Origin of the sequence: Acinetobacter ihumii, assembly GCF_900625095.1 — a bacterium.
In the GTDB taxonomy this organism is placed as follows: domain Bacteria; phylum Pseudomonadota; class Gammaproteobacteria; order Pseudomonadales; family Moraxellaceae; genus Acinetobacter; species Acinetobacter ihumii.
The window spans coordinates 220,081-233,565 of sequence record NZ_LR130760.1 but is presented as its reverse complement, the minus strand read 5'-3'; the positions used below and the strand labels follow the sequence as shown (position 1 = coordinate 233,565).

Here is a 13,485-nt window from a genome sequence, read left to right as displayed (position 1 = left end):
AAAGTTGTTTTAGTCAAAACGATAGATATCCATTCCAAGCGCACCCATTGAAAAACTACTATGCACAATTGAAAAACGATTACCTGTTCCCATGGCAAAAAAAAGTGGGGCAAAATGTTCAAGAGTGGGATGGTTATGCTCGATATAGGGAATTTCTGGCCAATTCAGTACAGCATCATAGTCTTGGTGGGCGAGTTTATTTACAACGTAATTACGAAAAGACGAGGCCCATTCTGGAATTAACTGTGCCTGACCTTCCCAAGACAATTCTGCCAGATTGTGGGTAATACTGCCCGAACCAATTAAAAGCATTTGTCGTTCACGCAAGGGTGCCAGTATTTGACCGACTTGATAAATCTCATCAGCATTCATGGTCATGGGCAATGAAATTTCAATCACGGCGATATCCGCCTCAGGATACATATGCAATAAGGGCATCCACACGCCATGATCTCGTGGTCGAGTGCTATTGGCGTGGGCAGAAATATGCTGTTCAGCCAATAACTTTAAGATCTCTTCTGCAAGCTCAGGATTGCCCGGCGCAGGATAATGAATGTCGTAAAGTTGCTTGGGAAAACCCCGAAAATCATGCCATGTTCGTGGGCGTGTTGAGGTACTAATTTCAAGTGTTTCACTTTCCCAGTGTGCGGACATCACAATAATGGCTTTGGGGTGCGGTAAATTAAAACTTAAACGATGTAAGGCAGGTCCGACTTGCTCTGGGTCAAGTGCCAGCATAGGTGAACCATGGGAAATAAATAATCCCGGTAAAGTTTGTAAGTTCATTATGTGGCTCACTTTGTCCAAATATCAGGCTTATGTTGCCAAAGAATAAAAGTTTTAGGTAAAACTTTTTGTTTCAAGGTATGGAATAAAAAATTTGATTCCATACCAAGATTAAGCACGATGGTAAGGGTGATTATGATTAATGCTCATGGCGCGATATAATTGTTCTATCAATAAAACCCGAACCAAGGGGTGGGGCAGGGTCAGTTTAGACAAAGACCAATGCCACGCAGCAGCTTGACGAACTTGATCAGACAATCCGTCAGGGCCGCCAATCGCTAAGGCTACATTATGACCTTCAAGCATCCATGACTTCATGGTGGCTGCCAGTTTTTCGGTACTTAATTCGCGACCACCCACTTCCAGTGCAATCAGGGTCTCATTTGCTTTGAGTGCATTGAGTATGCTTTCGCCTTCAAGCTGACAATATTTTAGAATATCCGCATCTGAGTCATTTTTACCACGTTTAGCCATAGGAAGTTCAATCACTTGAGTTTGTACAAAAGGTTGAATACGTTTGAAGTAGTCTTCAAAACCTGTGAGTACCCAAGCTGGCATTTTTTGACCAATGGTAAGAATACGAATTTTCATAATATGGTCCAATGACATATGCGAACAGCAATCAGTATAACGGGGAAGTAAATTGACTTCATATAGATTGTGATTTGAGATAATTAAATGTTTAAGCCTTAAACAGCTGTATACCGGCTTATAAAAACATTTGAATAAAAAAACGCAGCCCAAAAGCGTGAAGGGCTGCGATTAAAAGGCCATCTGTCTGGAGAATCAGATGACCATACCAAGAGCATTGAAAAGATAGGGAATAAAAATATGATCTCTTATATTTATTATGGGTATGACTGGTTATTTTTCAACCTATTAAATGTAAAAAAAGAGAGCCGAAGCTCTCTTTTTTTACAATATGTCATTCAATCAATGACGTGCTGCTTTTGATTCTTCGACAGGCTTAACAATGGGTGCTTTTGGCAATGGTTTGGGTTGGCTGGTCAAAGCAAGTGGTAGAATCTCATCGATACTTTTCACTGCTTTAATTTCCAGACCTTCCTTCACGTTATCTGGAATTTCTGCCAAATCACGGACGTTATCCTGCGGAATAAACACTAACTTGATACCGCCACGGTGAGCAGCCAAAAGTTTCTCTTTTAAGCCACCAATGCGTAGCGCATTACCACGCAAAGACGTTTCACCTGTCATTGCAATATCGGCACGAATTGGAATCCCAGTAAATGCAGAAACCAATGCGGTCGTTAAAGCAAGACCCGCAGATGGACCATCTTTTGGCGTTGCACCTTCAGGCAAGTGAACGTGAACATCAGTCTCTTCAAAGCGAGAAGCTTCGATGCCCAATTCATCTGCACGGGTACGAACGACTGTCATGGCTGCGGTAATCGACTCTTTCATCACATCGCCGAGCGAACCCGTAGTAATGAATTTACCTTTACCTTTAACTGCTGCCACTTCAATGGTCAGTAATTCACCGCCGACAGAAGTCCATGCCAAGCCATTAACACGCCCAACTTGGGCTTCATCTTCAGCCATACCATAGTCAAATTTATGCGCACCTAAATAGTCTGGCAGATTTTCACCTGTAACATCGATGTGCAAGTTTTTCGACTTTTTGCTGACCGCTTCTTTCACGACCTTACGTGCGATTTTAGACACTTCACGTTCTAAGCTACGCACACCTGCTTCACGGGTGTAGCGACGAACAATATCGCGAATCGCTTCTTCATGAACAGTCAATTCGCTGCTACGCAAGCCATTGTCTTTAATTGCTTTTGGAACCAGATAACGCTCAGCAATATTGACTTTCTCTTCCTCGGTATAACCCGGTAAGCGAATGACTTCCATACGATCCAGCAATGCTTCAGGAATATTCATGCTGTTTGCAGTACAGATGAACATCACTTCTGATAAGTCCAGATCAAGATCGAGATAATGATCGTTAAACTTACTGTTTTGCGATGGATCAAGTACTTCAAGCAACGCAGAAGCAGGGTCGCCACGATAATCCTGTGCCATCTTGTCAATTTCGTCGAGTAAGAATAATGGATTCTTCACGCCTACTTTTGTTAATGACTGCACAATTTTACCCGGCATCGCACCAATGTAAGTACGACGGTGACCACGAATTTCAGCTTCGTCACGGACACCACCCAAGGCCATACGAACAAACTCACGGCCTGTGGCTTTTGCAATGGATTCACCTAGTGAGGTTTTACCCACACCCGGAGGTCCAACTAGACACAAAATTGGGCCACGAAGTTTTTTCACCCGGGATTGAACAGCAAGATATTCCACAATACGGTCTTTGACATCGTCTAAACCATAATGGTCGGCATCCAGAATTTCCTGTGCTTTTTTCAGGTTAATGCTGACTTTGCTTGCGGTATTCCATGGTGTATCCAGAATCACTTCAAGATAATTACGCACCACAGCCGCTTCGCTTGAAGCAGGTTGCATGGCTTTTAATTTGCGAAATTCAGCTTCGGCCTTTTTGCGCACATGTTCTGGTAAATCAGCTTCTGCAAGACGTTTTTCAATTTCAGCCACGTCATCTTCCGCACCGCCGTTCATATCGGAAAGCTCGCGTTGAATCACTTTCATTTTTTCGTTGAGAAAGTATTCACGCTGATTCTTTTCCATTTGACGTTTTACGTTGTCATGTAAGGTCTGTTCAATCTGTTGTTCCGCAGATTGCTGAGTTAAGTAGCTGGTCAGTTCTTGCAAATGTGCTTCAAATTCGTCATATTCCAGAAACTTCTGTTTCACATCGATATTTAAAGGAACACGAGTCGCAATAAAGAACATGAGTTGTAACAGATCTTCAATTTTATTTGCAGCAGTAATCAGCTCACGTGCGTTGCGTAATTTAGCTTCCGCATATTGAGCAAATAATGTTTGTAGCTCCTGCAAACGCGTTTCCTGATCTTTTTTATCCATCTTGACAGTCATTGGACTTAATTGATGTTCAGCGGTTAAATGGCTATCTTCATCAATAATTTGAGTCAATTTTGAACGGTAAAGACCTTCAATTAAAACCTTAATACAGTTTTCATCATTTTCGTGATTCACAACTTGCACAATCTTCGCGACAGTACCGTATTGATAAAGGTTGTCGTGATCAATTTCTTCAGTAAGAGAATCTTTTTGTGCAACTACAAATACTAAATTGTCACTGTTACGAGCCACATCCACTGCATTGATCGATTTTTCACGACCCACGAATAGCGCAATTTGCATGTGTGGATAAACCACAACATCACGTAACGCTAAAAGCGGTAATACACTTGGAACCTGAGGCTCTAAGGTTTCTATATTCATCATATTTTCAGACATGGGCACTCCTAATGAGTGACAACGATGTTGCCATGTTTTTATAGTGATGTGTATTTTGAAAATTACAAGGGGATGACAACAGAAAATGCAAAAAAATAAGCAAATCGGTCGGAATTATTTTTTTAAAAGCTTAACGTTTAAAATGATAAATTTGATCGGGTGTCAGTAATGCATCCAGTGCTTGATCCCATGGCTGACGTGGAAGCGTTTGATCAAGTAACTGGAATGAATGCGCCAAACCTAGTCGGAAAGGTCTGTGTGGTGCAGTTGCTAAAGTACGGTCATAAAAACCACCGCCCATTCCCAGTCGAGTTCCTTTATGATCGCAACCTACGAGCGGCACAACCAATAGATCAAGATAAGAAACATGATGACCTCGGCTTGCCGTAGGTTCTTTCATACCTAAGCGATGAAGTGAAAACCGTTTATTTCGATATTGATGGTGACTGACTTTAACCCAGACCAATTTTTTGTTCATGTTACAAATCATGGGCAGATAAACGTCTTTGTTTAATCGATAACATTCTTCAATTAAAAGTTGAGTATGAACTTCGCCAAAAGCATGGAGGTAAAGACCTATTTTTTGATGATAAGACGTTGTTAAAAATGTTCTAAAAAAAATTAATGCCAACGACGCTGATTGACGTTGCTGAAATTTGTCTAGCTGTTTGCGCTTTTGAATTAAAGTTTTACGAATATTTTTCATTTTAATTACAATGTTAATAGATTAACAAACTGATACATAACTCTCAATGAATAATGAAATTATAGTAGAAAAGATTATATATTTAAAATGATTACTTATCTACTACATGATTGTATATTCTTATTTTTTTTAGAATAATTATTGAATATAATTTTGTCATTAAATTATTTCTTTCTTGGTTACATATTTTTTTAAATATGTGATTGAGTCGATGGAAAAATAAAGCTATAAAATTCCAATAAAACAAAATTATTTAAATTTAATAAACGAATTTTACAAACAAAAAGTGGCGGATAAATTATGAATAAAATCTATAAGGTTGTATGGAATGCTTCTTTAGGAGCATGGGTCGCGGTTTCTGAATTAGCTAAGTCTAAAAGCAAATCAAAATCTGTCAAAAAGACAGTCAATAGTATATTTGTTGGAACTATAGCAGCTGTAGCTATTTCAACTCATGCACAAGATATCAATGAAGATTTGAATGTAGCTGGTAAAATAACAGCCACAGGTGTTGTTACAGGTTCAGATGTAACAACCAGTAGTGGTGCATCTTTCAATGATTTAAATAGTCAAGTCAATAACGCTACAACAGGTCTTGCAACCAAGGCATCTCAAAGTGATTTAACTGCTCTTAATAATCAAGTTAATAATGCGACTACAGGCCTTGCAACAAAAGCGTCGCAAACTGATTTAAATAGCGCGAATTCAAAAATAAATACATTGCAATCAGACGTTAAAGCTGCAAAAACTGATGTTGTTGCAGGTAAAAATATTAACGTGACGCCTAGCTCTGGTAGTAATGGTCAAACGATTTATACAGTTAAAACAGCAGATGATGTTAACTTTAATACTATTACAACTACAGGAAATACAACAATAGGAGGAGCATTAACTGTTACAGGAAGCGCCAATTTAAATAATGGTGCAAATTTAAATAATAAGAAAATTACGGGTTTAGCAAATGGAACTGCTGATAGTGATGCCGTAAATTACGGTCAAATTAAGAATTTAGGCATTAGTAATAATTATAATGGGATACAATATTTTAGAACAAAATCAACCAAAGCTGATGCGAGTGCTTTAGGTGAAGACTCTACCGCAATTGGACCATTGGCTACGTCAAATTCCGATAGTTCAATTGCGATAGGGAATACCTCAACTGCCACAGGTGTTGGAAGTATTTCAATTGGTAAAGGTTCGCAGTCTTTACAGGATGGCTCAGTAGCAGTGGGGCAAGGAACAGCCACATTGGGTAAAAACAGTACCGCTGTTGGTAGTGCTGGCGCTGTAAGGTCTTTAGTCATTACCAAAAATAATGTGGGTACGATCACAAGTATTAATGGGGTACCTGTTGAAGCGACTGGTCCAAATGAGACAGATATTACCAAAATTAATGGCATCCCTGTTACTCAAGCTGAATACAATGCAATAAAATCAGTAATCTTAAGCGGTGCAAATACCTCAATTGGCGCAAACAGTACAGCAGTCGGAACTGCAAATATAGCAGGGGGAACTTCAAGTGTGGCGTTGGGGTCATCAAATAATGCCGGGGGGCTTTCAAGTGTTGCAATCGGCGATAGCACGATTGCAACCGGTAATAGTTCTACCTCAATTGGTAACAAAGCCAGCGCAACAAGGAATAATGCAGTTTCAGTTGGTAATGGTGCCGTAGCAGATACTACCTCAGGCATTTCGATTGGTGAGAATGCAGGGATAGGTTCAACTCAAGGAATTACGACTGATCGGGTTGAACATATTGCTATTGGTAAAAATGCTGGACAAAATGTTTATGGAAATCAAAATATTGCCATAGGTAGTGGTGCTGGCACAAATCTTTCGAAAGATGACAAAAGTAGTTCTGATAGCAATATTGCGATTGGTATACAAGCGGGTAGTAATATTGATGGAGATGATAACATTTCCATTGGACGTGATAGTAATAAAGATGGTGGATCTATTACACGTTCGATTTCATTGGGCTCTAACACCAAAAATTCTAGTGAATCAGTAGTGATTGGTGATTCAGCACAAGTAAGCGGTGGCCCTCAGGCCACAGTGATTGGCTCTAGTGCTAAAGTGACGGGTACAGGGGGGGTTGCAATTGGTTCAAATGCAGCAGCATCAGCGAATAATATTGCATTAGGTATCAATAGTGATGCTAGTACCAACTCAAAAACACAAGCATATTTAGTCTCAGATACGGTTCCAAATGTGGCAGTGGATGGTTACAACATTGTTTCTGTTGGCTCAACGAATGGAACAGTAACTTTAAATCGAAGAATCACCAATGTTGCACCTGGGGGGAATCCTACAGATGCTGTTAATGTAAGTCAGCTCACTCAATTACATAAGGATGTTGATACTATCTTGGGTTTAACGGGATCAACTGATAGTAAATTTGGTGAAATAGATATTAATGGGAATAAATATAGCAGTATTGTGGCTGCAATCGCGGCAGGTGGTGGAGGTGGAGGAACCTTACCATCAGATTATTATGTCACTTATACGAATTCAAGCCAAAATGAAATCACTCTTGGGTTAAATGGCGGCAAAGGAACCACCATTAACAATGTTGCAACAGCAACCAATGATAATCAGGCCGTTAATTTAGGCCAAGTTAAGGCATTAGCTCAAAATGCAACTGTCAAATATGTCTCAATTAATAGTACTGATGGTGCCAATAAATTAAGTGATCAGGCGATTGGTAGTAATTCGATTGCTGTTGGACCTACCGCAGCGACAAGTGTAGCTGCAAAAAATAGTGTCGCCCTAGGGTCAAATGTTCAAACAGAAGCCGAGAGTAGCATTGCAATTGGTAACAATAACACTCGAGCGAGAGGTGAAAGTTCTATTGCTTTAGGTAAAGCCAATACAGCTTTGGATGAAAACAATATTGCACTGGGAAATCTAGTCAGTACCAAAGGGAAAGATAGTATTGGGATTGGTAAAAATGTTCAGACAGATCAAACCAGCGGAACCACAGACTATGCGATTGCCATTGGTAGTGAAGCAGAAGTTCAGAATGCCGATCAGGCTGTGGTCATTGGTCGAAAGGCTACTGTAGAACAAGACAATGGTGTTGCGATTGGGCATGAGGCACGTAGTAAAGCTACACAAGCTCTTGCTTTAGGTCGAAATACCACTGCAAGTGGATCAGATTCTACAGCTATTGGTACTTTGGCAGAAACATTTGGTGAAAATTCTTATGCCTTGGGTACAGAAGCGGAAGCACGAGCAAAAAATGCTTATTCTCTTGGCTATAAAGCATCAAGTGATGCACAGGATGCATTTGCTATCGGTAGTGGTGCTGCAATTGGAAGTGGATCTAACAATGCAACAGCATTGGGTAATGGCGCAAACGTAAATAACAATGCAATTGACTCAATTGCTGTTGGTACGAATGCTACCATTAGTAATGGTGCGACGAATGGAATTGCGATAGGTAAAAATGCCAAAGTAGAGAGTACTCATCCTAATGCGATAGCGTTGGGAAGTGATTCTATTTCTGGAAATGCAAATGCGACAAGTGGTGCGACGATTAATGGAAGAACTTATAACTATGCAGGTACAGCACCAACTTCAACTTTGAGTATAGGAAGTGGTGGTAAAGAACGACAAATTATCAATGTTGCCGCTGGTCGAGTAAGTTCTACAAGTACAGATGCTGTCAATGGAAGTCAACTCTTTGCCGTACAGGAAGAAGTGCAAAAGCCACTAGGTTTTGTCGATGACAAAGGGGCTAAAGTCGAGCGTAAATTAGGCAGTGATCTTAAAGTAAATGGTGGGGCAGCAGGCACACTTACAGACAATAATATTGGTGTAGTAGCGAATGGTTCAGATACTTTACAGCTAAAATTAGCCAAAGATGTGAATTTAACTAGCGCAGGTAGTTTAACGGTTGGAACTACTAAGCTAACAGATGGAAAAGTTGAAATAAAAGATGCTTCAAATAATAGTAATGTAAATACGTCGACTAATCATACTATTACAGCAGGTGCGAGTAGTAATACTATTGATGCCAATACAATTACACTAAAAAATGCAAGTAACAATGTTGTGCTGAGTGGTACAACTGGAACATTAACAGGTTTAACTAATAAAACTTTAACCGTAGCAGGATTTGCAACTCAAGGTCGTGCAGCGACTGAAGAACAATTGAAACAAGTCAATGATACAGCCAACAAGGGTTGGAATCTAACGACGAATAAAGATACAGTCAATAAGTCCAATGTTGCACCAGATGCAACAGTAGATTTCTCTAATAGCGACAAAAACATTACGATTGGCCATAGTGGTACAAATGTTGATCTAAAACTTGCTGAGGTTGTAAATATTGGTGGACTGCCAGGAGGTTCAACCATCAGTATTAATGGTAAAAATGGGTATATTACAGGCTTAAAAAATACCAGCCCATTTAATCCAGACAGCTATACCAGTGGACGCGCAGCGACAGAAGATCAACTTGCAACACCACTTGGTTTTCGGGGTGATAATGCTGGTATCGTTGTTCAGCGTAAATTAGGTCAAACTTTAGACATTGTGGGTGGGGAATCTGTCGCCACAAACTTAACTGACAATAATATTGGTGTAGTCGCAGATAGTACTAACAACAAACTGAGTATAAAACTGGCCAAAGATATTAAACTAAATAGTGTGAATGCTGCTGGTACTGTCATCGATGATAAAGGTCTGACTTTTGTGGATGTAAGTGGTGGAGCGGTACCTAATTCACCAAGCATTAGCAAAACGGGTATTAATGCTGGAACCAATAAGATTACGAATGTCGGTGCGGGTGCAATTACTGACACTTCAATGGATGCAGTGAATGGCAGTCAGATTAAAGATATTATAAATAAAGGTTTTACTGTGAGTGCCAATAATGATGTTGCTTCTAAAGATACAATTGCTTTAGGGGAAAATGTCGATTTCAGTTCTACTGATACTAATATTAAAGTCACCAATACAGGTAAAAATGGAATCACATTTGGTTTAGAGCCTGTGATAAAAGTGGGTCCTACGACTGGCGGAAACCCTGTTACGATTAATGGTAATACAGGTGCAATTACAGGTCTAACCAACAAAACCATCACTGGTCCTGATTTTGCAACCGTAGGACGTGCTGCAACAGAAGAACAATTAAAAGCTGTTCAAACAGATATAACTGATTCAGGTTTTGGTCTAAAAGCTGCCGATAGTAATACAGTGAACAAAAAATTGGGAGAAACCATTGATATTGTAGGTGCAGATAATAATATCACCACCAAAGTTGTAGATGGAAAAGTTGCAGTTGAACTGGCTAAGAATATAGATTTGACTAAAGCAGGCAGTTTAACTGTCGGCAATAGTAAAATTACTGATGGTAAATTAGAACTCAAAGACGGTGCAAAATCGAATAGCAGTACGGTAGATGGTACAGTGGTATCTGATGGAACAAATACGACCACCGTAGGTGCATCACAAATTACAGTGGGGGCTGGATCAAACCCAGTTATTATTAATGGAGCCACCGGACGAGTCAGTGGATTAACCAATACGACATGGGATCCGAGTGCTACATATAATCAGAAACAGGCAGCCACAGAAGAACAGCTTAAATCAGTGAGTGATGTTGCTCAAAATGCAAATAAAGGATGGAAGTTTACTTCAACAAATAAAGGAGAAATAGCATCATCCTCTCAGAAAATTGCACCTGATGAAACATTAGATTTTGATAACACGGATGGCAATGTCAAATTAGCTGCTACAGCTAATAATTTAACTGTAAATCTCAATCCTGATATTAATTTGACTTCGGCGGGTAGTTTAACTATTGGTACGACAAGTGTTACAGCTGGCAGTATTACAGGTCTAACCAACAAAACCATCACTGGTCCTGATTTTGCAACCGTAGGACGTGCTGCAACAGAAGAACAATTAAAAGCTGTTCAAACAGATATAACTGATTCAGGTTTTGGTCTAAAAGCTGCCGATAGTAATACAGTGAACAAAAAATTGGGAGAAACTATTGATATTGTAGGTGCAGATAATAATATCACCACCAAAGTTGTAGATGGAAAAGTTGCAGTTGAACTGGCTAAGAATATAGATTTGACTAAAGCAGGCAGTTTAACTGTCGGCAATAGTAAAATTACTGATGGTAAATTAGAACTCAAAGACGGTGCAAAATCGAATAGCAGTACGGTAGATGGTACAGTGGTATCTGATGGAACAAATACGACCACCGTAGGTGCATCACAAATTACAGTGGGGGCTGGATCAAACCCAGTTATTATTAATGGAGCCACCGGACGAGTCAGTGGATTAACCAATACGACATGGGATCCGAGTGCTACATATAATCAGAAACAGGCAGCCACAGAAGAACAGCTTAAATCAGTGAGTGATGTTGCTCAAAATGCAAATAAAGGATGGAANGGTACAGTGGTATCTGATGGAACAAATACGACCACCGTAGGTGCATCACAAATTACAGTGGGGGCTGGATCAAACCCAGTTATTATTAATGGAGCCACCGGACGAGTCAGTGGATTAACCAATACGACATGGGATCCGAGTGCTACATATAATCAGAAACAGGCAGCCACAGAAGAACAGCTTAAATCAGTGAGTGATGTTGCTCAAAATGCAAATAAAGGATGGAATGTTAAATCAGATTCCACATTGAATTCTACACAGGTTAAACCAGGGGATACCGTTGATATAGGTCTTGCCAATGGTGAAAATAATCTAAAAGCGACCGCAACTCATTCAAATGGATTAACTACCATTGATTTTGGTTTAAGTCAGGATTTATTACTTAACAGTGTCAATGCTGGCGGAACTGTAATTGACAATACGGGTCTTCGTTTTGTTGATCCAATCACAGGTTTACCATTAACCAATACCCCTTCTATCTCATTAGGAGGGATTAACGCGGGTAATCAAATTATTACGAATGTTGCACCAGGAAAAAATGGGACAGATGCAGTCAATGTGAATCAGTTAAATGATGTGAAAGCGATTGCAGAAGAGGGATGGGTCTTTACCACAGCGACATCAGGTAAGGGGCAAACTTTTAATTCGTCGCTTCAAACCATCAAGCCAAATCAAACCTTTACTATGATTTCTGGCGATAACGTGGAGCTAATTCAAAATGGTGATAAAGTTACCATTACCACCACTCCAGAAGTTACTTTTGACAAGGTTAATGTTGGAAATGTCGTTATTGATAAAACTACCAATAAAATTACCGGTGTAGAAGCTGGAACCGTTGCGGCAAATTCAAAAGATGCAGTGAATGGCAGCCAACTTCATGATCTAGGTAGTGGCGTTCAAAATATCATTGGGGGTAATACCACCTACGACCCGAATACAGGAACATATACCAATAATAACATTGGTGATACTGGACAGAACAATATCAATGATGCGATCAAATCGATTAATGACACCGCCCAGAATGCTAATAAAGGTTGGACAGTGTCTACCAATGGTCAAAATGCAAGTCAGGTAAAACCAACAGATACTGTGGATTTTGCCAACAAAGACGGCAATATTAAAGTAAACAACACTGGCAATAACATTACAGTTGACTTAGCTAAAGATATTAAAGTTGATAGTATGACGGCTGGTGATACGACGGTAAATAACAGTGGTTTAAGCATTAATGGTGGGCCAAGTGTAACCAAAAATGGTATTGATGCGGCGGGTAATAAAGTCACTGGTGTTGCTGAGGGCAGTATTGCTCAAAATAGTAAAGATGCAGTCAATGGTAGCCAGATCCACGATATTATCGGTGATGGTGCATTCCAAGGAGGTGATGGCAATACGATTACTGACATTGGTGGTACTGGGGCAACCAATATTAATGATGCCATCAGTTCAATTAATCAAAAAGCGGGTAAACAACCAACGGTCGTAGAAGGGCAAAATATTACCGTTAAAGAAAGCATCAACAGCAATGGTGGTAAAGAATATACTGTTGCGACTGCGGATGATGTGAAATTTAACTCCGTTACCTCCAATACCGTGACTGCAAATAATGTAAAAGTTGGCGATGTAAATATTGACCAAAATGGTATTAATGCAGGCAATAAGAAAATTAGCAATGTTGCACCAGGTGAAATTTCAAGTAGCTCTAAAGATGCAGTGAATGGTTCGCAACTTAATACCTCTAATCAATACATTGTTAACTCTTTAGGTGGAGGAGCAAAATATGAAAATGGTGAATTTACCTCACCAACCTACAACGTAAATAATGGAAGTTACAACAACGTTGGAGATGCGTTAGGCGCATTGAATCAGGCGGACATTAATCTTGGAGATCGTATTACCAATTTAGGAGATCGGGTTGAACAAATCTTCAATAATGTGAATGGGCGCATTGATGATGTAGAGAAAAAAGCCAATGCAGGTATTGCAGCAGCACTTGCACTTGAAGCTGCACCATTTATTGCAGGTAAATACACCTATGCAGTTGGTGGAGCTTATCATGGTGGGGAAAATGCGGTTGGTGCGACTTTACGTAAAACTTCCGATAATGGTCGCTGGTCGATCACGGGTGGTGTAGCGGCAGCTTCACAGGGTGATCCAAGTTTCCGTGTCGGTTTTAGTGGTGTGATTGATTAATTTCATGAATGCTCAACAGAGGACTG

At 39.9% G+C, this 13,485-nt stretch carries 5 protein-coding genes; 1 reads left to right on the top strand and 4 read right to left on the bottom strand.

What is annotated here, in order from left to right; all coding sequences use genetic code 11:
* Positions 1-9 precede the first annotated feature (9 nt).
* From E0D95_RS01070 to E0D95_RS01055, 4 genes are all read right to left on the bottom strand, one after another.
* Positions 10-786, bottom strand: a complete 777-nt coding sequence (locus E0D95_RS01070) for a dioxygenase family protein (RefSeq protein WP_130802145.1) — start codon at positions 784-786, stop codon at positions 10-12.
* Between the two features lie 111 nt (positions 787-897).
* A complete protein-coding gene (rlmH, locus tag E0D95_RS01065) occupies positions 898-1,377 on the bottom strand; it encodes a 23S rRNA (pseudouridine(1915)-N(3))-methyltransferase RlmH (protein ID WP_130802144.1) in 480 nt (159 codons plus the stop codon).
* A 342-nt stretch (positions 1,378-1,719) separates the two neighbouring features.
* The gene (gene lon, locus E0D95_RS01060; protein WP_130802143.1) at positions 1,720-4,146 is read right to left on the bottom strand and encodes an endopeptidase La; all 2,427 of its coding nucleotides are present in this window, start codon (positions 4,144-4,146) and stop codon (positions 1,720-1,722) included.
* A gap of 130 nt (positions 4,147-4,276) precedes the next feature.
* The gene (locus E0D95_RS01055; protein WP_130802142.1) at positions 4,277-4,852 is read right to left on the bottom strand and encodes a 5-formyltetrahydrofolate cyclo-ligase; all 576 of its coding nucleotides are present in this window, start codon (positions 4,850-4,852) and stop codon (positions 4,277-4,279) included.
* A 300-nt stretch (positions 4,853-5,152) separates the two neighbouring features.
* Between E0D95_RS01055 and E0D95_RS01050 the strand changes: the two genes are divergently transcribed.
* A complete protein-coding gene (locus tag E0D95_RS01050) occupies positions 5,153-13,459 on the top strand; it encodes an ESPR-type extended signal peptide-containing protein (RefSeq protein ID WP_130802141.1) in 8,307 nt (2,768 codons plus the stop codon).
* The last annotated feature ends 26 nt before the right edge of the window (positions 13,460-13,485 follow it).